The organism is Pseudoxanthomonas sp. UC19_8 (assembly GCF_042700505.1).
In the GTDB taxonomy this organism is placed as follows: domain Bacteria; phylum Pseudomonadota; class Gammaproteobacteria; order Xanthomonadales; family Xanthomonadaceae; genus Pseudoxanthomonas_A; species Pseudoxanthomonas_A winnipegensis.
Window position 1 is genome coordinate 2,196,450 of record NZ_CP170559.1, and the last position, 21,340, is coordinate 2,217,789.

Here is a 21,340-nt window from a genome sequence, read left to right on the forward strand (position 1 = left end):
CAATTGCCCCCATACAGGGGACTCGCTAGGCTGACCGATTCGCGACGGATCGACACGTGCCGGCGCCCTCCCCTTCCTGCACAGGCCAGACCCCCAAGGCATGGACAGTATCCGCATCCGCGGCGCTCGCACGCACAACCTGAAGAACATCGATCTCGATCTGCCGCGCGACAAGCTGATCGTGATCACCGGCCTGTCCGGCTCGGGCAAGTCCTCGCTGGCCTTCGACACCATCTACGCCGAAGGCCAGCGCCGCTACGTCGAGTCGCTGTCGGCCTACGCGCGCCAGTTCCTGAGCGTGATGGAAAAGCCGGACGTGGACCACATCGAGGGGCTGTCGCCGGCGATCTCGATCGAACAGAAGTCCACCTCGCACAACCCGCGCTCGACGGTAGGCACGATCACCGAGATCTACGACTACCTGCGCCTGCTCTACGCACGCGTGGGCATCCCGCGCTGCCCGGACCACGGCTATCCGCTGGAGGCGCAGACGGTCAGCCAGATGGTCGACCAGGTGCTGGCGCTGGATGGCGAGCAGCGCTACATGCTGCTGGCCCCGGTGATCCGCGAGCGCAAGGGCGAGCACGCCCAGGTGTTCGACCAGTTGCGCGCGCAGGGCTTCGTGCGCGTGCGCGTGGACGGCGAGCTCTACGAGATCGACGCGGTGCCGCCGCTGGCGCTGCGCGTCAAGCACACCATCGAGGCGGTGATCGACCGCTTCAAGCCGCGCGAGGACATCAAGCAGCGTCTTTCGGAGAGCTTCGAGACCGCGCTGAAGCTGGGCGACGGCATGGCCGCGGTGATGTCGCTGGATCAGCCCGACGCGCCGCCGCAGCTGTTCTCGTCCAAGTACTCCTGCCCGGTGTGCGACTACTCGCTACCCGAGCTGGAGCCGCGCCTGTTCTCGTTCAACTCCCCGGTCGGCGCCTGCCCCAAGTGCGATGGCCTGGGCGTGGCGCAGTTCTTCGACCCGGCGCGCGTGGTGGTGCATCCGGAGCTGTCGCTGGCCGCCGGCGCGGTGCGCGGCTGGGACCGGCGCAATGCCTACTACTTCCAGCTGATCGCCTCGCTGGCCAAGCACTACAAGTTCGACGTCGATGCGCCGTGGATGATCCTGCCGGAGAAGGTCCAGAAGGCGGTGCTGTACGGCAGCGGCGATGAGCTGGTGACCTTCACCTACCTCACCGAGTCGGGCGGGCGCACCCAGCGCAAGCACAAGTTCGAAGGCATCGTGCCCAACCTGGAGCGGCGCTACCGCGAGACCGAATCGCCGGCCGTGCGCGAGGAGCTGGCCAAGTTCATTTCCGAGCAGCCTTGCCCCGAATGCGGCGGCGCGCGCCTGAACCGCGCGGCGCGCAACGTGTTCGTCGCCGATCGCCCGCTGCCGGAGATCGCCGTGCTGCCCGTGGACCAGGCGCTGGCGTTCTTCCGCGAGCTCAAGCTGGCCGGCTGGCGCGGCGAGATCGCGGTCAAGATCATCAAGGAGATCGCCGAGCGGCTGGGCTTCCTGATCGACGTGGGCCTGGACTACCTGACCCTGGAGCGCAAGGCCGACACGCTGTCCGGCGGCGAGGCCCAGCGCATCCGCCTGGCCAGCCAGATCGGCGCCGGCCTGGTCGGCGTGATGTACGTGCTGGACGAGCCGTCCATCGGCCTGCACCAGCGCGACAACGAGCGCCTGCTCGGCACGCTGACGCGCCTGCGCGACCTGGGCAATACGGTGATCGTGGTCGAGCACGACGAGGACGCGATCCGCGCGGCCGACCACGTGCTGGACATCGGTCCGGGCGCGGGCGTGCACGGCGGTGAGATCGTCGGCGAAGGCACGCTGGAGGACCTGCTCAAGGCGCCGCGCTCGCTGACCGGGCAATACCTGTCGGGCAAGCGCCGCATCGAGGTGCCCAAGGCGCGGCACAAGCCCAACCCGAAGATGACGCTCAAGCTCACCGGCGCGCGCGGCAACAACCTCAAGGGCGTGGACCTGGAAATCGCCGCGGGGCTGTTCACCTGCATCACCGGCGTGTCCGGCTCGGGCAAGTCGACGCTGATCAACGACACGCTGTTCAGCCTGGCGGCCAACGAGATCAACGGCGCCTCGCACCAGATCGCGCCCTACGACGAGGTTACCGGGCTGGACCTGTTCGACAAGGTGGTGGACATCGACCAGTCGCCGATCGGGCGCACGCCGCGCTCCAACCCGGCCACCTATACCGGGCTGTTCACGCCGCTGCGCGAGTTGTTCGCGCAGGTGCCCGAGGCGCGTGCGCGCGGCTATTCGCCGGGGCGCTTCAGCTTCAACGTGCGCGGCGGGCGCTGCGAGGCCTGCCAGGGCGATGGCCTGATCAAGGTCGAGATGCACTTCCTGCCCGACGTGTACGTGCCCTGCGATGTGTGCCACGGCAAGCGCTACAACCGCGAGACGCTGGAGATCCTCTACAAGGGCTTCAACATCAACGACGTGCTGGAGATGACCGTCGAGGACGCGCTGAAGCTGTTCGAACCGGTGCCGTCGATCGCGCGCAAGCTGGAGACGCTGATGGACGTGGGCCTGAGCTACGTCAAGCTGGGCCAGAGCGCGACCACGCTGTCCGGCGGCGAGGCCCAGCGCGTGAAGCTGTCCAAGGAGCTCTCGCGCCGCGACACCGGGCGCACGCTCTACATCCTGGACGAGCCCACCACCGGCCTACACTTCCACGACATCGAGCATCTGCTGGCGGTACTGCACAAGCTGCGCGACGACGGCAACACCATCGTGGTGATCGAGCACAACCTGGACGTGATCAAGACCGCCGACCAGGTCGTCGACCTCGGCCCCGAGGGCGGCCACCGCGGCGGCACCATCATCGCCACCGGCACGCCGGAGGAAGTGGCGGCCAACCCGGCCTCGCACACCGGCCGCTTCCTGGCGCACCTGCTGCCGGACACCAAGGCCAAGGCCAGCAAGCCGGCGGCGGTGGCCAAGGACGAGGTGCTGCCGCCGCGCATGGCCGCCAAGAAGGCCGCCAAGAAGGCCGCCAAGTCCGCGGCCAAGTCCGCCAGGATCCCAAGCAAGAAGAAGGCCTCTTCCTGATGAGCGAAGCGAGCGATACCCCGATTGCGCGCAAGGTGCTGGCGCGCGTGCCGATCTCCGTGCGTTGGCGCGACATGGACGCCTATGGCCATGTCAACAACGCCAAGTACATCTCCTACCTGGAGGAGGCGCGCGTGCGCTGGCTGCACGGCGTCACCGGCGGCCAGGCCATGGGCCGCGGCATCTCGCCAGTGGTGGCCAATACCGACGTCAATTACCGCCGGCCGATCGTGTGGCCCAACGACATCGTCGTGGAGCTGTTCGTCGAGCGGCTGGGAAATTCCAGCGTGACCATCGGCCACCGCATCGTGGCCGACAACGATGACACGGTGCTCTACTCCGACGGCCACGTGGTGGTGGTGTGGATCGACACGGCCACCGGCAAGAGCGCGCCGATTCCCGAGGCGGTGCGCCAGGCCAGCGTCTAGGGCAGAGGCCCCCGCGCCTTTCCATACCTCACCGCACGGGCCCGCTATCATGCGGGCCCGCTGCATTGGTAGGAGGCGTGCGATGTCCGAGCTGGTCCAGGTCCTGTCCCACGGTGCCGTGCGCGAACTGCGCCTGGCGCGGCCGCCGGTCAACGCGCTCGACGATGCGCTGATGCAGGCGCTGGCGCGCGCGCTCGAGGACAGCTTCGCCGATGCCCAGGTTGCCGGCGTGGTGCTGTCGGGCAACGAACGGGTGTTCAGTGGCGGGCTGGATGTGCCGCATCTGATCTCGCACGGGCAGGACCGCGACGCCCTGCGTGCGACGTGGTCGGCCTTCCTCGGCCTGGCCGGCGTCATCGCCGCCGCGCCGATCCCGGTGGCCGCCGCGCTGACCGGCCATGCGCCGGCCGGCGGCTGCGTGCTGGCGCTGTGCAGCGACTACCGCGTGATGTGCCACAGCGTCGATGCGGCGCATCCATTGCAGATCGGCCTCAACGAGACCCAGGTCGGCCTGGCCGTGCCCGACGGGATCCAGCACCTGATGCGCCGCGCGATCGGCGCCCACCAGACCAGCCTGCTGGTCGTGCCCGGGGCGATGGTCAGCGCGGAGCACGCGCTGCGCATCGGCCTGGTCGACGCCCTCGCCGACGATGCCGCGGCCACGGTCGAACACGCGGTGCAGCGGCTGCAGTCGTTGGCGCGGCTGCCGCAGACGCCGCTGCGCAGGACCCGCGCGATCGCCCGCGCCGACATGATCGCCGCGCTGGAGACGGTGGTGCTGGAGGAGTTCATCGAGCAGTGGTTCGGCCCGGACACCCAGGCCGCCCTGCAGGCGATGGCCGCCCGGCTCAGGAAGTCGCCACCGGCCGCTTAGGGTCGGCGATCCAGCCGCTCCACGAGCCGGCGTAGAGCTTCGGCCCGGGCAGGCCGGCGTGTTCGAACGCGAGCAGTTGATGGCAGGCGGTCACGCCCGATCCGCACATCAGCACCGCATCGCGCGCCGCATGCGGCCCGAGCAGGGCCAGCAGCTCCAGCCGCAGGGCCTGCGGATCGCGGAAGCGTCCATCGACCAGGTTGTCCTGGAACGGGCGATTGACCGCGCCGGGCACATGCCCCGCCACGCGATCGACCTGCTCCTGTTGGCCGCTGTAGCGCTCGAAGGCGCGCGCGTCGATCAGCCAGCCCGGCGCCTCGGCGCGGCGCGCGGCGACCTGGTCGGCATCGACGATGCGCGTGCGGTCGAAGTGGCCCGGATACGGCGCCAGCGGCGCCGGCGCGGGCACTGCCTCGGTCTCCGGCAGGCCGGCGGTGCGCCAGGCGGCCAGGCCGCCGTCGAGCACCGCCACCCGCGCGTGACCCAGCAGGCGCAGCAGCCACCACAGGCGCGCGGCGGCCATGCTGCCATCGCCGGCGTCGTAGACCACGACCTGGTGCTCGGGCCCGATGCCCCAGCGCCCCAGCCGGGCCTTGAACGCGTCCTCGTCTGGCAGCGGATGCCGGCCCTGCCCTTCGGCGATCCGCGACAGGTCGGACAGGTCCTCGTTGAGATCGGCGAAGACCGCGTGCGGCAGATGCGACTGCGTGTAGCCGGCGCGGCCGGCGGACGGGTCGGACAGCGCGAAGCGGGCATCGACCAGGCGCAGGTCCGGGTCGTGCAGGTGCAGCAGCAGGACGGTGGGATCGACCAGGGTGGTCCAGTTCATGCCACAGACTCCAGGCGTCGGCGCAGGTTGTAGAGGATGGCCGCGGTCGCGCCCCAGATGTGCTGCGCGGCCCAGTCGTATTCCAGCACAGTGCGCGCGCGGCCCTTGAACGACAGCTCCACGCTGCGCAGGTTGTCCGGCGCCATCAGATAGTCCAGCGGCACTTCGAACACCTCGGCGACCTCGCCCGGGTTGGGCACCGGCACGAAGGCCGGATCCACCACCGCCACCACCGGTGTGACCAGGAAGCCGCTGACCGTGGCCAGCGGATCGAGCAGGCCCAGCGGCTGCACCTGGTGGCGCGGGAGCGCGATTTCCTCGTGGCTCTCGCGCAGGGCCGCATCGATGGCATCGGCGTCGCCCGGATCCACGCGGCCACCCGGGAAGCTCACCTGCCCGCCGTGGTGGCGCAGGTCGTCGTGGCGGCGGGTCAGCAGCACGGTCGTCCCGTTCGCACGCGGCACCAGCCCGGCCAGCACCGCGGCGGCGGCGGGCGGCTTGGTGCGGAGCATGTCGTCGATCTCGCCCTGGTTCCAGCCGCGTGCCGCCGGTGCCGCGTCCAGCGGATGCAGCGCGCGCTGCAGCTGGGGGTACTCGGGCAACAGCGCGGGAAGATCGGCAGGCATGCGACGCAGCGGAAGCGCGCTCATCAGGGTCGAACGCGCATCATCGCCCATCCGCGCCCAGCCGGCGATTTCGTCCAGCGTGCGCAGGCAGCCCGCGCACAGCCCGTCGGCGCGCATGCGGCACACGCCGATGCACGGCGACAGCAGGCTGGGGGCGGAGGCGGCAGACATGGACGATCGGAAGCGGAACGAAGTTTTGGGACGGTTGAAACGACGATGCGCCGGACGGGCCGGCGCATCGTCTTGTCACACTGCGGCAGCGCGCAGGCTTACTTGACGCCCACCAGCTTGACATCGAACACCACGGCCTGGTTCGGGCCGATCGGCGACTGCGGCGTGTTGCCGTAGGCCTTCTCCGGCGGCAGCACCACTTCCCAGCGCGAGCCGGACGGCATCTGCACCAGCGCGTCGCGCAGGCCCGCCAGCGGGATCTCGCTGACCTTCAGGCTGGCCGGCGGCGGCGGGGTGGTCTGGCCCTGCTGCGGGCTGAAGGTATCGACGAAGGTGCGGCCATCGGCCAGCGAGCCCTTGTACTGGATGGTCACGGTGCTGGCCTGGGTCGGCTTGGCGCCGCTGCCGGCTTCGACCACGCGGTACTGCACGCCACCCGGCAGGGACTGCACGCCGGCCTTGGCCTTGTTCTGCGCCAGGAAGGCGTCGGACTTGGTCTTGTTGGCGGCGGCGGCCTGGTCGAACGCGGCCTTGGCCTTGGCCATCTGGCGCGCTTCCATCTGCTGCACGGCGGTGCGCAGCTGGTCGACCGGAACCGAGGGTTCCTTCTTGGCGTAGCCTTCGTTCAAGGCCTTCTGCACGGTGGCCAGATCGACGGACTCGCCGCTTTCGATCAGGTTGCGGCCCAGGTCGTAGCCCAGCGCATAGCTCAGTGCATTGCGGTCGGGAGCGGGCGTGGAAGCCGGGGCGGTCGAGGTCTGTGCTGCGGCGGTGCCTGCGGCCAGAGTCATGGCCAGCACGCTGGCGGGAAGCAAACGCAACTTCATGTCTTACAAACCTCCGGGGTTCAAGGGTTGGGTCCAGCAAGCACTTGCGGCCCAAATGGACGCGCTAGGATAGCCCCCGCCGGACTTAACGGCCAGTGAGGCATGGACGCGATTGACCGGCCTGTCCGCGGGAAAGTTCCCGCTTCACCAATTTTTCACGAACAAGGCGTGTCGCATGGCTGAGAACTCCGTTTTGGTCGCCGATGAGGGCGCGGTGCGCCGCATCACCGTCAACCGCCCCGACAAGCTCAATGCGCTCGACGCCGACACCATCGCCGCCCTGACCGAGGCCTTCCGCGCCGCCGACGCGGACCCGGGCGTGCGCGTGGTGGTCCTGACCGGGGCCGGGCCCAAGGCGTTCGTGGCCGGCGCGGATATCGCCGGCATGACCACGATGGATGCCATGGCCGGGCGCGACTTCGGCCTGCGCGGCCAGGCGCTGATGCGCACCATCGAGACCCTGACCAAGCCGGTGATCGCACGGGTCAACGGCTTCGCCCTCGGCGGCGGGCTGGAGCTGGCGATGGCCTGCCATCTGCGCATCGCCGCGGAGACCGCCAAGGTCGGCCAGCCGGAAATCAACCTGGGCCTGATCCCCGGCTTCGGCGGCACCCAGCGCCTGCTGCGCCTGGCCGGGCGCGCGGCCACGCTGGAGCTGTGCCTGCTGGGCACGCCGATCAGCGCCGCGCGCGCCCTGGCGCTGGGCATCGTCAACGAGGTCGTGCCGCCCGACGCGCTGGACGCGCGCGTGGATGCGCTGGCCGCGCAGTTGGCCAGCGCCGCGCCGCTGGCGCTGCGTGCGATCCTCGAGTCGGTCATCCATGGCGGCGAATGCGCGCTGGGCGAAGGCCTGCAGTTCGAGGGCGCGCAGTTCGGACTGATGTTCGCCACCGCCGACATGCGCGAGGGCACCGCGGCCTTCGTCGAGAAGCGCAAGCCGCAGTTCTCGGGGCGCTGATGGGCATCGACGGACACGACTGCGCGCAGGTGCGGGCGCTGGCCGCGCAGCTGGCCGAGGACAGGCTCGATGCCGCGCTCGAGGCTGGGCTGATGGACGTGCCTGCGGACGCCGGGACCTGCGCGCACTGCGCCGCCGCGCTGGCGCAGGTGGTCGCGGCGCAGCAGCGCCTGCACGTCGCCTGGGCGGCCAGGGAGCGCTATCGCGCACGCGCCGCGCGTCTGGCCCGGCGTGCGGCCGAGCGCCAGGCACGCCGGATCAGGCCCGCCGCCACGCCGAGCCCGCAGGCGCCCGCCCTGCCCCCTGCCGTGGCCGCCGCCCTGGCCCGGGCCAAGGCGCGCGCCGCCGGAACGCCGCGCACGTGAGCCCCGCTGCGATACGCCGCTCCCGCACGCTCACGCGCGCGGAGATCGCCGAGCTGTTCTCGCGCCTGGCCGAGCTCAATCCCAACCCGACCACCGAGCTGGAATACACCACGCCGTTCGAGCTGCTGATCGCGGTGATCCTGTCGGCGCAGGCCACCGATGTGGGCGTCAACAAGGCCACGCGCCGGCTCTACCCGGTGGCCAACACGCCGCAGGCGATCCTCGCGCTGGGCGAGGACGGCCTGAAGCGCTACATCTCCACCATCGGCCTGTTCAACGCCAAGGCCAAGAACGTCATCGCCACCTGCCGGATCCTGGTCGAGCAATACGAGGGGCAGGTGCCGCGCCAGCGCGAGGCGTTGGAGGCGCTGCCCGGCGTGGGCCGCAAGACGGCCAACGTGGTGCTCAACACGGCGTTCGGCGAATCGACGATGGCGGTGGACACGCATATCTTCCGCGTCGCCAACCGCACCGGCCTGGCGCCGGGCAGAAACGTGCGCGAAGTCGAGGACCGGCTGGTCAAGGTGATCCCGCCGCAGTATCTCTACAACGCGCACCACTGGCTGATCCTGCACGGCCGCTACGTGTGCAAGGCGCGCAAGCCGGACTGCCCACAATGCGTGATCCGCGATCTGTGCCGGTTTCCGGACAAGACGGTTGAGCGGCAGGAGTGAGTGGCGGGGTGAAGAGAGCGGCAGATTTGCCGCTCTCACGCACTCCTCTTTGCTCTTTCTCAAAGAGGCACTTGCAACTGGCGGAGCGGACGGGACTCGAACCCGCGACCTGGCTCGGGAATGCGACGCCTGCGCGTTCGGACTTCGGAAGGGCAGCGGTCCGGCGGGCGGCGTCCGCTGTCTCCTCAAATCTCGCAACGGCCTATGTGTAGAGCGGAGCTTGCTCCGCTGGGGCCTTCCCGCGAACCGGACGAAGAGCAGCGGAGCAAGCTCCGCTCTACAGGCAGTGCGCTACACGATTTGCGGAGACAGTTGCTCCTACCGGAACATGAGGCGCAGCCGCCCCTTTACCCTCAAGAATCAACGATGCAGGGCTGACCGGGCCGAGGAGCCGCGCGTGGCCGGGTCAAGGCACCGCGGCGGATAGATCAGGACTTACTTCGACCTCGACCCGAAGCCCTCTATGGAGGGAAAAGCGGCCAGCGCCCGCCGGACCGATGCCCTTCCGAAGCAAAAACGCACACGCACCACAATGCCCCTATCGAAAGAAAAGCAAGAAACAAAAAAGCGGCGGAGCCTTCGCTCCGCCGCCGGATGACGTCGATCGAGGGGAAGTCGATCAGAACGACACGTCGCCCCACACGCCGAACTCGCTGGTCTTGGTGTCGATGTTGCGGTCGTTGTCGCGGTGGGTGTTCTTGTAGACGGTGGCCAGCTTGAAGCCCTTGGTCACCGGGAACTCGACGCCGAGGTTGTAGTAGGTCTCTTCCAGGTTGGGATCGACGTCCTTGCTCAGCTTGGCCTTGTCGTAGCGGGCGAACAGATTGATGCCGCCGTCGGTCAGCGCCACGTTGGCCCAGCCCGAGTAGCCATCGGCCTTGTCCTCGACCGTGTTGGTGACGGCCCAGTTCTTGGCCTGGAAGTACTCCACGCCGGCGCGGAACTTGGAGCCGGCGTAGGCGGCCATCGCGTCGAAGCGCTTGGCGGTCTGCGGCGGGTCGAAGTTCTGGGTTTCCTTGGCGCGCTCGCCGGTGTAGCCACCGATAGCGATGATCGTCTCCGGCGTCGGCGCGAAGCCCAGGCGGCCTTCCCAGTCCATGCCCTTGCTGCGGCCCGGATTGCGGTAGCCGCCGCCGCTGACCACCGAGGTGGCGTAGTTGAAGCCGGCGCCCAGGTCGCCGAAGGCGTGCACGCCCCAGTCGGCCGAGGTGCCGTAGGACAGGCGGTCGATCAGCGTGTTCTCGACGTAGCGGTAGCCGTAGTACTTCTCCACGAACGGGACCCACGGCATGTCGGCCGCACCGACGCGCACGGTGAAGGCGTCGTCGAACTTGCCCTGCACATAGGCCTTCTTGATGAAGACCTCGACGCTGTCGGCGCGCTTGCCGTCGCCGTTGGCGCTGCCCGGGCCCGGGGTCACCGAGAAGTACTGCGCATCGGTGGTGATGTTGGCCGACCAGATGTCGTTGAACTTGTGGTCGAAGGTCAGGTAGAAGCGCTTGACGTCGAAGCCGGTGCCGGTCGAGTTGGTCTTCACGCCGTTGCTCTTCTGATCGACGCTGGTCAGGTCGAAGAAGATGCGGCCGCCGATCTTGTTGTCGTTGACCAGCTTGGACAGGCCGTCCACCTTGGTGGTGGTGGCGGCCGAGGCCTCGATGGCCTGCGCCTGGACGACGTTGACCTCGGACTGCGCGTCGGACTGGGCCTCCTGCTGGGCGACCTGGGTCTGCAGCTGCTGGATCTGCGACTGCATCGCGGCCAGCTGCGCCTTCAGCGCCTCGATCTCGGTCGCGGTCGAGGAGGTCGCGGCGACGGGCTTGGCCTTTTTGCTCGACTGGGCGTGGGCGTAGGGGCTCGACGCCAGGCCGAGGCCGGCGACGACGGCCACGGCAAGGATATGGGAACGCATGGTTCTCTCCGGGTGGTGGATGCGAGGGCTGTGCCCCTGGTGCTCCCCCGGGGCGACGGCGTGAAGATTCCGCTAAGCCAGTGACGCTCACGGGTCACTTTGATGACATTCGCAAGACAGCCGATCCGGAACCCCGTCACGGCGGGCGTGTCATCCGGGTGTCACGAATATTTCTTCAAAGCATCATCGAATCGTCCTGCAATGGCGCCCATCGCCGGCAATGCCGCCGGTGCACCACCCGTCAGGAGCTTCTTTCGTGACCCACCTTTCCAAGATCCGCGTGCTCGCGGGTGCTGTCGTCGCCACCCTGGCGCTGTCCGCCAACCCGGCCTCGGCGGCGGACATCACCGGCGCCGGCGCGTCCTTCATCTATCCGGTGGTGACCAAGTGGTCGGCCGACTACGCCACCGCCACCGGCAACAAGGTCAACTACCAGTCCATCGGCTCGGGCGGCGGTATCGCCCAGATCAAGGCCAATACGGTGGACTTCGGCTCCTCGGACAAGCCGCTGGATTCGGCCGAGCTGTCGGCCTCGGGTCTGGTGCAGTTCCCGTCGGTGATCGGCGGCGTGGTGCCGGTGTTCAACGTGGCCGGCGTCGCCCCGGGCGCGCTGAAGCTGGACGGCGCTACCCTGGCCAACATCTTCCTGGGCAAGACCGCCAAGTGGAACGACCCGGCCATCGCCGCGCTGAACCCGGGCCTGGCCCTGCCCGACCAGAAGATCACCATCGTCCATCGCTCCGACGGCTCGGGCACCAGCTTCAACTTCACCAACTACCTGTCCAAGGTCAGCCCGGAGTGGAAGTCCAAGATCGGCGAAGGCACCACCGTGCAGTGGCCGGCCGGCATCGGCGGCAAGGGCAACGAGGGCGTGGCCGCCTACGTCAAGCAAATCAAGGGCGGCGTGGGCTACGTCGAGTACGCCTATGCGCTGCAGAACAAGCTGGCCTATGCCTCGATGCGCAACTCGGCCGGCAAGTTCGTGCTGCCCAGCGATGAGACCTTCTCGGCCGCGGCCTCCAGCGCCGACTGGGCCAAGTCCAAGGACTTCAACCTGGTCATCACCAACGCGCCGGGCGCCGATGCGTGGCCGATCACCGCCACCAACTTCATCCTGATGCGCAAGTCGCCCAAGAGCACCGCCAGCGCCAAGGGCGCCAAGGACTTCTTCAAGTGGGTCTACGCCTCCGGCGACGCCCAGGCCAAGGCGCTGGACTACGTGCCGCTGCCCGACGCGCTGGTGCAGCAGATTCAGACCTACTGGTCGACCAACCTGAAGTACTGAGCGGGCGCGGCCTCCTGCGGCCGCATGACGTTCGATGACGCGGCCCCTTGTGGGCCGCGTTTTTTCTTCTGTTCGCCCTGGCGCTTGAATGGGGAGGGCCTGCCACACCGCATGCTTCGGTGTAGAGCGGAGCTTGCTCCGCTGCGTTTCGACCGGATCATCGGCAAGCCCCAGCGGAGCAAGCTCCGCTCTACAAGGAGGCCACGGCTTGATCTGAGAGACAGCTGCTCCCACAGGGCTCGCACCGGGATTGCGTCGGCAATCAGAAAGACCGCACGCGCACGCGCGGTCGCCGGTCGTCCCGGCCGCTCTGCGCTAAGCCCGGCAGGGTAGAGGACAGGCGAGGAAAGATCAGGACTCGTTCGGCTCGAAGCCCCGCGCACTCGACGCGCGCAGCAGCGGTCCGGCGGGCGGGGGCCGCGCCTAGAGGCAGGAAGCCGAGCGCCCGAGTCGGGGCAGGATGCCTCAATTGAGGACAAGCGCCCCCCGCCCGCCGGACCGCTGCCCCTCCGAGGCCTGAAAACGTGCCCCGATCACGGCGTCATGACCCTGTAACAAAAGCATCATCCAATAGCGCCAAGCAGGCCGGATGCTCGTCTGCGCCCTCTTCGCTTCCCTGGAGTTGTCCATGCGTTTCAAGCCGGCCCGTGCGGCCCTGCTGTCCCTGTCCGTTGCCCTGGCCGTCGCGGCCTGCAGCAAGCCCGCCGACCAGGCCAACACCGCCGCCACGCCGGCCGCCGACGGCGCCACCCAGCCGGCCGCGGCCGCCAAGAACCCCAATGCCGCGCAGATCTCCGGCGCCGGCGCGTCCTTCATCTATCCGCTGGTGTCCAAGTGGTCGGCCGACTATGCGGCGGCCACCGGCAACCAGGTGAACTACCAGTCGATCGGCTCCGGCGGCGGCATTGCCCAGATCAAGGCCAAGACCGTGGACTTCGGCTCGTCGGACAAGCCGCTGTCCAGCGAGGAGCTGGCGCAGTCGGGCCTGGGCCAGTTCCCCTCGGCGATTGGAGGGGTGGTGCCGGTGGTCAACCTGGACGGCGTGGACGCCGGCAAGCTGCGCCTGACCGGCGAACTGCTGGCCAATATCTTCCTGGGCAAGATCGCCAAGTGGAACGACCCGGCGCTCCAGGCCGCCAACCCCGACCTGAAGCTGCCCGACGCGAAGATCAACCTGGTGCACCGCTCCGACGGTTCGGGCACCAGCTTCAACTTCACCAACTACCTGTCCAAGGTCAGCCCGGAGTGGAAGTCCAAGGTCGGCGAAGGCACCTCGGTGCAGTGGCCCGACGGCGTGGGCGGCAAGGGCAACGAGGGCGTGGCCTCGTACGTGAAGCAGATCAAGAACTCGATCGGCTACGTCGAGCTGGCCTACGCCCTGCAGAGCAACATGCCCTACACCGCGATGCAGAACGCGGCCGGCCAGTGGGTGCAGCCGGATGCGGCCTCCTTCGCCGCCGCGGCCGAGAGCGCCGACTGGGCCAACGCCAAGGACTTCAACCTGGTGATCACCAATGCGCCGGGCGAGAAGGCCTGGCCGATCACGGCCACCAACTTCATGCTGATGCACAAGCAGTCGGCCGATGCCAAGCGCAATGCCGAGACGCTGGCGTTCTTCAAGTGGGCCTTCGAGCACGGGCAGGCGCAGGCGGCGGACCTGCACTACGTGCCGCTCCCGGCACCGCTGGTGCAGCAGATCGAGGCGTACTGGGCGGCGGAGTTCAAGTGACGCAATGGCGCGGCTGGGCCATAGGCCCGGCCGCCTTTGCCGCTGCCGGAGGCGGCGTGCCGCCTCCATCCCCTCGAAAGCGGGGATCCAGGGACGTTGCGGTTGCTCTTGCTCCACCCGCCTCACAGCCAAAGCAAAGTCCCTGGATTCCCGCGTTCGCGGGAATGACGAACTGAGAGATGGCTTGCCCGCCTTCGCGGGAATGACGAGTTGAAAGATTGCTTTGCGCTTCCGCGGCAATGGACGAGTTGAAAGATCACTTGCCCCTCCGCGGCAATGACGAACTGAAAGATTGTGCGTTCACGCTTTCGTGGAAACACGCCGCGTCGCGTCTCCCGCCCCCATCCGAGCCCTCATCCTGCATGAACGCAGCAACGCTCCCCCTCCCCGACAGCAACTCGCGCGATGCGCGCGACGCGCGGGCCGATCGCCTGTTCCGCTGGGTGCTGGTCGGCACGGTGGTCTTCGTGCTGGTCGCGCTGGCCAGCGCCGCCCTGTCCATGCTCTGGGGCGGCCGCCACGTGCTGCTCGACCAGGGCTGGCACTTCATCACCTCCACCGACTGGAATCCGGTGGAGAACAAGTACGGCGCACTGGCGCCGATCTACGGCACGCTGGTCACCGCGGTCATCGCCATGCTGATTGCGGTGCCGGTGAGCTTCGGCATCGCCTTCTTCCTGACCGAGGTGGCGCCGCGCTGGCTGCGCGGGCCGATCGGCACGGCCATCGAGCTGCTGGCCGGCATCCCCTCGATCATCTACGGCATGTGGGGCCTGTTCGTGCTGGTGCCGGTGATGACCGAGTACGTCACCCCCTGGCTCAACGACACCCTCGGCACGCTGCCGGTGATCGGCGCGCTGTTCCAGGGGCCACCGCTGGGCATCGGCATCCTCACCGCCGGCTTCGTGCTGGCGATCATGGTCATCCCCTTCATCTCCTCGGTGATGCGCGAGGTCTTCCTGACCGTGCCCACGCGGCTGAAGGAATCGGCCTACGCGCTGGGCGCGACCAAGTGGGAGGTGAGCTGGGACATCGTGCTGCCCTACACCCGCTCGGCGGTGATCGGCGGCATCTTCCTGGGATTGGGCCGTGCGCTGGGCGAGACCATGGCCGTGGCCTTCGTGGTCGGCAACAGCGTGAGCCTGTCGGCCTCGCTGCTGATGCCGGGCACCACCATCGCCGCGCTGATCGCCAACGACTTCGGTGAGGCCACCGAGACCTATCGCTCGGCACTGCTGCTGCTGGGCTTCATCCTGTTCATCGTGACCTTCGCGGTGCTGGCCGTCGCGCGCTTCATGCTGATGCAGCTGGCCCGCCGGGAGGGCAACTGATGTCCAGCGCCGCCATCTATGCCCGTCGCCGCGTGGTCAACGCGGTGGCGATCTTCGTCTCCTGCATCACCGCGCTGTTCGGCCTGGCCTTCCTGGCCTGGATCCTGTGGACGCTGGTGGCCAAGGGCATCGCCGGGGTCAACCTGGACCTGTTCACCCAGAACACGCCGCCGCCGATGCAGGAAGGCGGCCTGCGCAATGCCTTCTTCGGCAGTGCGGTGATGTGCGTGCTGGCGATCGCGATCGGCGCGCCGCTGGGCGTGCTGGCCGGCACCTGGCTGGCCGAGTACGGCAATGCGCGCAAGGCCGGCACGGTCGTGCGCTTCGTCAACGACATCCTGCTGTCGGCGCCGTCGATCGTGCTGGGCCTGTTCGTGTACGCGATGGTGGTGTCGGTGATCGGCTTCTCGGCGCTGGCCGGCGCGATCTCGCTGGCCTTCATCGTGCTGCCGGTGGTGGTGCGCACCACCGACGAGATGCTGCGCCTGGTGCCGGCGCAGATGCGCGAGGCCGCGCTGTCGCTGGGCATCCCGCAGTGGAAGGTGATCATGCAGGTGCTCTACCGCAGCGCCTCGGCCGGCATCGTCACCGGCATCCTGCTGGCGCTGGCGCGCATCTCCGGCGAGACCGCGCCGCTGCTGTTCACCGCCTTCGGCAACCAGTTCTGGAGCACCAACATCTTCCGCCCGATGGCCTCGGTGCCGGTGGTGATGAACCAGTTCGCCGGCAGCCCCTACGAAACCTGGCAGACCCTGGCCTGGGCCGGCGCGCTGGTCCTGACGGTGTTCGTGCTGCTTGTCAGCCTCGGCGCGCGCTTCTTCCTGCTGCGCAACCGGATCTCCAATGACTGATCTCTCGATGGATCCCACCATGAACGATGTGCAGCACGCCTCGCCCTCCCCGCGCCTGACCCCGGTCACCGCCGACCGCGGCGCGCTGCCGCCGGCCGAGGTCAAGCTCGAGGCCCGCGGCCTGGATTTCTATTACGGCAACTTCCATGCGCTGAAGGGCATCAACCTGCAGATCCCGGAGAAGCGCGTGACCGCGCTGATCGGCCCGTCGGGCTGCGGCAAGTCCACGCTGCTGCGCATCTTCAACCGCATCTACGCGCTCTACCCCAAGCTGCGCGCCACCGGCGAGGTGCTGCTGGACGGCGAGGACATCCTCTCGCCCAAGTACCCGATGAACCGCCTGCGCAGCAAGGTCGGCATGGTGTTCCAGAAGCCGGTGCCGTTCCCGATGACCATCTTCGAGAACGTGGCCTACGGCATCCGCCACCACGAGAAGCTGTCTAAGGCCGACATGAACGACCGCGTCGAGCAGGCCCTGCGCCAGGGCGCGCTGTGGGACGAGGTGAAGGACAAGCTGGGCCAGAGCGCGCTCGGCCTGTCCGGCGGCCAGCAGCAGCGCCTGTGCATCGCCCGCGCCGTGGCGCTGCGTCCCAGCGTGCTGCTGCTGGACGAGCCGACCTCGGCGCTGGATCCGATCTCCACCAGCCGCATCGAGCAGCTGGTCGAAGAGCTCAAGCAGGACTACACCATCGCCATCGTCACCCACAACATGCAGCAGGCCGCGCGCGTGAGCGATTACACCGCCTTCATGTATCTGGGCGATCTGATCGAACACGACGCCACCTCGATCATCTTCTCGCGTCCGTCCAAGCAGCAGACCGAGGACTACATCACCGGCAGATTCGGATGATGGGTTGAGGAGCGAACAGGAGCGAGGAATGAGAGACAGCAAGATCCTCGCTGCCACGCCGCACCGCTCACGCCTCACGCCTCTCCGCTCACTTCCCGCCTGAAGCTCCACATTCCTCTCCACTCATTTCCCGCGCCCATGAACAACTTCCCGCACGACCACATCGTCAAGAGCTACGACGAGGAGCAGCGCCGCATCGCGGCCGAGATCCTGCACATGGGCGAGATCGCCGTGGCCCAGCTGGAAGCGGCGCTGGACGTGGTCGAGCGCCGCGACGACCGCGCCGCCGAACGCATCATCGCCAACGACGAGGCCATCGACACGCTGGAGGACAAGGTCAGCCACGACGTGATGCAGCTGGCCCTGCGCGGACCGATGGCGCGCGATCTGCGCGTGATCCTGGCCGCGCTGCGCATCCCCAACGACATCGAGCGTATCGGCGACTACGCCTCCAACGTGGCCAAGCGCTCGATGGCGCTGAACATGCTGCCGCCGGTGCCGCACGCCACGGGCCTGCGCTCGCTGGGCCAGCTGGCCGCCGAGCTGGTGCGCGACGCCATGGCCGCCTACCGCGACCAGGACGCGCAGCTGGCGCTGGAAGTGCGCGACCGCGACGCCGAGCTGGACGCGATGTATACCTCGCTGTTCCGCGAGCTGCTGACCTACATGATGGAAGACGCGCGCAACATCACCCCGTGCACGCATCTGCTGTTCATGGCCAAGAACCTCGAGCGCATCGGCGACCACGCCACCAACATCGCCGAGAACGTGTGGTTCCTGGTACAGGGCGATCATCCGCTGCCGCCGCGCGACAAGCGCGACGAGACCTCGACCACCAATATCCCGTCAGGCGGGCTTTCGCAATCCTGACTCCTGAGTGCGGGATGTAACGAAAATTTTCAGCGTATTCATATTCGCCAGCGCAGGCTGCACGCGAGCCCGGAGATCGGGCCCCCTGCAAAGGAGAACGCCATGAAACGCTTGTCCACCCTCTTCCTGGCCCTGTCGCTGGCCGCGAGCGGCACCGCAATGGCCGCTCCGCAGCATCATGACGATCGCCATGACGACCGTCGCGGTCCGCCGCCGCCGGCGCGCCATCACGATGCCCCGCATCACTGGAGCCGTGGCGAGCATCTGGGCCACGATCACCGCGGCGTCTACGTCCGCGACTATCGCATTCACCACCTGCCTCCGCCGCCGCGCGGTCACCAGTGGCGCCGCGTCGACAACGACTATGTACTGGTGGCCGTGGCCACTGGCATCATCACCAGCGTGATCGCGGCCAGTCACTGACCCAATGGCGTCATGCGGCGATCGAAAGGGACGCGCCGGCAACGACGCGTCCCTTTTTCATGGTCGCGAGCGCCTTGCGCGGGCGGACGCGCGAGGCCTGTCTGCTAGGCTTTCGCGATGCACGACGCCCCCACCCCGCTATCGCCGAATCCCACCGCCCCCCCCTTCACCCCGATGGCACGCCGTTTCCGCGGCTTCCTGCCGGTGGTGGTGGACGTGGAGACCGGCGGCTTCGACTGGAACCGCCACGCGCTGCTGGAGATCGCCGCCGTGCCCCTGGACCTGGATGAGGCCGGCCGCTTCGTGCTGGGCGACACCGCCTGCGTGCATCTGGAGCCGGCGCCGGGGCTGGAGATCGACCCCAAGTCGCTGGAGGTCACCGGCATCGTGCTCGACCATCCCTTCCGCCTGGCCAAGCCCGAGAAGGAAGCGCTGGACCACATCTTCGCGCCGATACGGGCTGCGGTGAAGAAGCACAACTGCCAGCGCGCGATCCTGGTCGGGCACAACGCGCATTTCGACCTGCACTTCCTCAATGCCGCGGTGGCGCGCACTCAGCACAAGCGCAATCCGTTCCATCCCTTCAGCGTGTTCGACACGGTCACCCTGGGCGGGCTGGCCTACGGGCAGACGGTGCTGGCGCGCGCGGTGCAGGCGGCCGGCATGCACTGGAACGCCGACGAGGCGCATTCGGCCGTCTACGACGTCGAGCAGACCGCGCGGCTGTTCTGCAACATCGCCAACCAGTGGCCGCGAATGCAGGCCGCGTCCGAATAATGACGCGCGAAGTCCCGCCGCCGGCTGACGCCTCGCTACAGCCGCTCATCGATGTGCTGGACGCATTGATCCAGGTGCTCGAACAGGACGGCGATACCCACTGGAGCGCATGGATGCGGCGCGCGAAGTCCCGCCTGGCGCAAGGCGATGATCGCGGCGCGGACGACCTGCTCGGCGCCTACGGCGGCATGGGATCGTTCAACGACCTGATCCTCGGCCAGTCGTACCAGGACGGACGCTTCGCCTGGAAACCGGGCTACGCCGCACTCAATGAGCGGTTGGACGACTTGCGCGGCCGCGCCTGGGAGCTGGCGCAACAGATCCGGCGGCGGCGCGCCTGAGCCCCTAGTCCGGCAGCGGCGCCGCAGGCGGCGGGGTCCGGGCGCCCAGCGTGGCCCCGGCCGAGGCCACGATCACCGCGGCGATCGCCAGCCACTGCAGGCCCGACAGGCGCTCGTGCAGGAACGCCAGTCCGCACAGGGCGCCGATGGCCGGCTCCAGACTCATCAGCATGCCGAAAGTGCGCGTGGGCAGGCGGGTGAGCGCCATCATCTCCAGCGAGTACGGCAGCGCCATCGACAGCACCGCCACGCCCAGCGCCGCCGGCAGCAGCGCCGGCGCCAGCAGCGCGCTACCGGCGTGAATCACGCCCCAGGGCACGGCCACCATCGCGGCGATGGACGAGCCCAGCGCGACCATGCGCGGGCCATGCCCGGCGCCGGCCTTCTGCCCGAAGACGATGTACAGCGCCCAGCACACGCCGGCACCGACCGCGCAGGCCACGCCGAACGGATCCAGCGCGGCGTCGCGACCCGGCCACGGCACCAGCAGCACCAGGCCGAGCGCGGCCAGCAGCGCCCACACCAGATCCAGCGCGCGGCGCGAGCCCAGCAGCGCCAGCGCCAGAGGGCCGGTGAACTCCAGCGCCACCGCCAGGCCCAGCGGCACGGTCTGCAGGGCGAGATAGAACAAGGTATTCATCGTGCCCAGCGACACGCCGTAGCCGATCAGCATCTTCCACGGCAGCGCGCGCCAGGGCAGCGTCCAGGGCCGGAAGGCGATCCACAGCAGCACCGTGCCGAAGCCGAGCCGCAGCGCGGTCGCGCCGGTGGCGCCGACCACCGGGAACAGCGTCTTGGCCAGGCTCGCGCCGGCCTGGATGGACACCATCGAGGCCAGCAACAGCAGCACCGGGAACAGCACCGAGGACTTCAGCGAGGGGGACGAGGCGGACACGAAGAGCCTGCAGTGGATGAGCGCGAGGCTGCGCACTATATTGCGCAGGATGGTCAGTCTAATGACGCGCAATATAGTGCGCAACCGGACGGAGGCGCGATGAGCGTGCTCGAACACGTGGCGGGCAATCTGCGCCGCCTGCGCCAGCAGGCCGGCCTGAGCCAGCAGGCGCTGGCCGAGGCCGCCCAGGTCAGCCGGCGGATGCTGGTGGCGATCGAATCGGGCGATGCCAACGTCAGCCTCAACACCCTGGACCGCTTGGCCGCGGCGCTGAACGTGCAGTTCGCCGACCTGCTCAAGTCCGCGGCGATCGACGACCCGACGCGCGTGGATGCGCTGGCCTGGCGCGGACGCGACCCCGCCTCGCGCGGCGTGATGCTGTCCAGCGTGCCGGCGGGCCATCAGGTCGAACTGTGGCAGTGGACGCTGATGCCGGGCGAGCGCTATGCCTCGCAGGCCGATCCGGCCGGCTGGCGCGAGCTGCTGCTGGTGATCGAAGGCACGCTGACGCTGGAGAGCGTCCACGGCCTGCGCCAGTTCGCCGCTGGCGAACACCTGATGTTCGCCAGCGATGCCGGCGACTACGCCTACCGCAACGATGGCGACGCACCGCTGCGGCTGGTGCGCAACGTGGTGTACTGACGGCCTTCTTCGCACCCAGGCCACGCGCGCCGTCGCAGGCTGCTCCCATGCCACCCGAACTCCGTGCCCTCCGCGCCGACATCACCACGCTCAACGTCGATGCCATCGTCAATGCCGCCAACAGCAGCCTGCTCGGCGGTGGCGGCGTCGATGGCGCCATCCATCGCGCCGCCGGCCCGGAGCTGGTGGCCGCGTGCCGGCTGCTCGGTGGCTGCCAGACCGGGCAGGCGCGCATCACCGCCGGCTATCGCCTGCCGGCGCGCTACGTGATCCACACCGTCGGGCCGGTCTGGCGCGGCGGCGAGCATGGCGAGGCCGCGCTGCTGGCCGACTGCTACCGCAACAGCCTGCGCCTGGCCGGCGAACGCGACCTGGCCAGCCTCGCCTTTCCCTGCATCAGCACCGGCATCTACGGCTTCCCGCCGGCGCCCGCGGCCAAGATCGCCGTGGAGACCGTGCGCGCCGAGGCTGTCGCGTATCCGAGCCTGCGCGAGGTGCTGTTCTGCTGCTTCTCGCAGGAAGACCTGGCCCTGTACGAAGCGCTGCTGCGCTAGCGATGGTCCTTGCGGCGACCAGCGCTAGGCCCGCAACACACCACCCATCGCCATTCCCGCG

General features: G+C 68.6%; 22 protein-coding genes. 17 read left to right on the forward strand and 5 right to left on the reverse strand.

What is annotated here, in order from left to right:
- Nucleotides 1–100: 100 nt before the first annotated feature.
- From uvrA to ACFJIT_RS09575, 3 genes are all read left to right on the forward strand, one after another.
- Complete coding sequence (gene uvrA, locus ACFJIT_RS09565) at nt 101–3,070, forward strand: excinuclease ABC subunit UvrA (protein ID WP_379653498.1); 2,970 nt, start codon at nt 101–103, stop codon at nt 3,068–3,070.
- Nucleotides 3,070–3,498 (forward strand): acyl-CoA thioesterase, encoded by a 429-nt coding sequence (locus tag ACFJIT_RS09570; protein ID WP_379653499.1) that lies wholly within the window; start codon nt 3,070–3,072, stop codon nt 3,496–3,498. Before uvrA ends, ACFJIT_RS09570 begins: the two co-directional genes overlap by 1 nt.
- An 82-nt stretch (nt 3,499–3,580) precedes the next feature.
- Nucleotides 3,581–4,372 carry an enoyl-CoA hydratase/isomerase family protein gene (locus ACFJIT_RS09575; RefSeq protein ID WP_379653500.1) on the forward strand — a complete coding sequence of 264 codons (792 nt, stop codon included), beginning with the start codon at nt 3,581–3,583 and terminating at the stop codon, nt 4,370–4,372.
- Here the strand turns inward: ACFJIT_RS09575 and ACFJIT_RS09580 are convergent.
- The 3 genes from ACFJIT_RS09580 to ACFJIT_RS09590 form a co-directional block, all read right to left on the reverse strand.
- The gene (locus tag ACFJIT_RS09580) at nt 4,347–5,201 is read right to left on the reverse strand and encodes a sulfurtransferase (RefSeq protein WP_379653501.1); all 855 of its coding nucleotides are present in this window, start codon (nt 5,199–5,201) and stop codon (nt 4,347–4,349) included. The two genes, ACFJIT_RS09575 and ACFJIT_RS09580, sit on opposite strands and share 26 nt — an antisense overlap.
- A complete protein-coding gene (locus ACFJIT_RS09585) occupies nt 5,198–5,998 on the reverse strand; it encodes a CoA pyrophosphatase (RefSeq protein ID WP_379653502.1) in 801 nt (266 codons plus the stop codon). The genes ACFJIT_RS09580 and ACFJIT_RS09585 overlap by 4 nt, the downstream gene beginning before the upstream one ends.
- 98 nt (nt 5,999–6,096) lie before the next feature.
- A complete protein-coding gene (locus tag ACFJIT_RS09590; RefSeq protein WP_130519139.1) occupies nt 6,097–6,825 on the reverse strand; it encodes an FKBP-type peptidyl-prolyl cis-trans isomerase N-terminal domain-containing protein in 729 nt (242 codons plus the stop codon).
- Nucleotides 6,826–7,000: 175 nt separating this feature from the next.
- On the opposite strand from ACFJIT_RS09590, the gene ACFJIT_RS09595 reads away from it, so the two are divergent.
- From ACFJIT_RS09595 to nth, 3 genes are read left to right on the forward strand one after another with little or no spacing between them, the layout of a single operon-like run.
- Nucleotides 7,001–7,783, forward strand: a complete 783-nt coding sequence (locus tag ACFJIT_RS09595; RefSeq protein WP_379653503.1) for an enoyl-CoA hydratase/isomerase family protein — start codon at nt 7,001–7,003, stop codon at nt 7,781–7,783.
- Nucleotides 7,783–8,148: a hypothetical protein gene (locus ACFJIT_RS09600; protein WP_379653504.1), complete on the forward strand. Its 366-nt coding sequence runs from the start codon at nt 7,783–7,785 to the stop codon at nt 8,146–8,148. The genes ACFJIT_RS09595 and ACFJIT_RS09600 overlap by 1 nt, the downstream gene beginning before the upstream one ends.
- Entirely contained in the window at nt 8,145–8,822 is a 678-nt protein-coding gene (gene nth / locus ACFJIT_RS09605) for an endonuclease III (RefSeq protein WP_379653505.1), read from the forward strand. Before ACFJIT_RS09600 ends, nth begins: the two co-directional genes overlap by 4 nt.
- 619 nt (nt 8,823–9,441) lie before the next feature.
- Here the strand turns inward: nth and ACFJIT_RS09610 are convergent.
- Complete coding sequence (locus ACFJIT_RS09610; RefSeq protein WP_130519147.1) at nt 9,442–10,731, reverse strand: porin; 1,290 nt, start codon at nt 10,729–10,731, stop codon at nt 9,442–9,444.
- A gap of 220 nt (nt 10,732–10,951) precedes the next feature.
- On the opposite strand from ACFJIT_RS09610, the gene pstS (ACFJIT_RS09615) reads away from it, so the two are divergent.
- From pstS (ACFJIT_RS09615) to ACFJIT_RS09655, 9 genes are all read left to right on the forward strand, one after another.
- Entirely contained in the window at nt 10,952–12,016 is a 1,065-nt protein-coding gene (gene pstS, locus ACFJIT_RS09615; protein ID WP_379653506.1) for a phosphate ABC transporter substrate-binding protein PstS, read from the forward strand.
- 628 nt (nt 12,017–12,644) lie between these two features.
- Complete coding sequence (pstS, locus tag ACFJIT_RS09620; RefSeq protein ID WP_130529427.1) at nt 12,645–13,745, forward strand: phosphate ABC transporter substrate-binding protein PstS; 1,101 nt, start codon at nt 12,645–12,647, stop codon at nt 13,743–13,745.
- A 362-nt stretch (nt 13,746–14,107) separates the two neighbouring features.
- Nucleotides 14,108–15,076: a phosphate ABC transporter permease subunit PstC gene (gene pstC / locus ACFJIT_RS09625; protein ID WP_130519153.1), complete on the forward strand. Its 969-nt coding sequence runs from the start codon at nt 14,108–14,110 to the stop codon at nt 15,074–15,076.
- Nucleotides 15,076–15,927, forward strand: a complete 852-nt coding sequence (gene pstA / locus ACFJIT_RS09630) for a phosphate ABC transporter permease PstA (protein ID WP_130519155.1) — start codon at nt 15,076–15,078, stop codon at nt 15,925–15,927. The genes pstC and pstA overlap by 1 nt, the downstream gene beginning before the upstream one ends.
- 19 nt (nt 15,928–15,946) lie before the next feature.
- A complete protein-coding gene (pstB, locus tag ACFJIT_RS09635; protein WP_379653507.1) occupies nt 15,947–16,777 on the forward strand; it encodes a phosphate ABC transporter ATP-binding protein PstB in 831 nt (276 codons plus the stop codon).
- A gap of 138 nt (nt 16,778–16,915) precedes the next feature.
- A complete protein-coding gene (gene phoU / locus ACFJIT_RS09640) occupies nt 16,916–17,647 on the forward strand; it encodes a phosphate signaling complex protein PhoU (protein WP_130519159.1) in 732 nt (243 codons plus the stop codon).
- Between the two features lie 102 nt (nt 17,648–17,749).
- Nucleotides 17,750–18,070 carry an RcnB family protein gene (locus tag ACFJIT_RS09645; RefSeq protein WP_306992706.1) on the forward strand — a complete coding sequence of 107 codons (321 nt, stop codon included), beginning with the start codon at nt 17,750–17,752 and terminating at the stop codon, nt 18,068–18,070.
- Between the two features lie 117 nt (nt 18,071–18,187).
- On the forward strand, nt 18,188–18,847 hold the full coding sequence (gene rnt / locus ACFJIT_RS09650; protein ID WP_340650129.1) for a ribonuclease T: 660 nt from the start codon (nt 18,188–18,190) through the stop codon (nt 18,845–18,847).
- Nucleotides 18,847–19,188 carry a DUF6966 domain-containing protein gene (locus ACFJIT_RS09655; RefSeq protein WP_130519163.1) on the forward strand — a complete coding sequence of 114 codons (342 nt, stop codon included), beginning with the start codon at nt 18,847–18,849 and terminating at the stop codon, nt 19,186–19,188. Before rnt ends, ACFJIT_RS09655 begins: the two co-directional genes overlap by 1 nt.
- Nucleotides 19,189–19,192: 4 nt before the next feature.
- Here the strand turns inward: ACFJIT_RS09655 and rhtA are convergent, their stop codons facing one another.
- Nucleotides 19,193–20,083 carry a threonine/homoserine exporter RhtA gene (gene rhtA / locus ACFJIT_RS09660; protein WP_130529417.1) on the reverse strand — a complete coding sequence of 297 codons (891 nt, stop codon included), beginning with the start codon at nt 20,081–20,083 and terminating at the stop codon, nt 19,193–19,195.
- A 99-nt stretch (nt 20,084–20,182) separates the two neighbouring features.
- Between rhtA and ACFJIT_RS09665 the strand changes: the two genes are divergently transcribed.
- Nucleotides 20,183–20,725 (forward strand): helix-turn-helix domain-containing protein, encoded by a 543-nt coding sequence (locus ACFJIT_RS09665; protein ID WP_379653508.1) that lies wholly within the window; start codon nt 20,183–20,185, stop codon nt 20,723–20,725.
- A gap of 47 nt (nt 20,726–20,772) precedes the next feature.
- Nucleotides 20,773–21,279 (forward strand): O-acetyl-ADP-ribose deacetylase, encoded by a 507-nt coding sequence (locus ACFJIT_RS09670; RefSeq protein ID WP_379653509.1) that lies wholly within the window; start codon nt 20,773–20,775, stop codon nt 21,277–21,279.
- Nucleotides 21,280–21,340 lie beyond the last annotated feature (61 nt).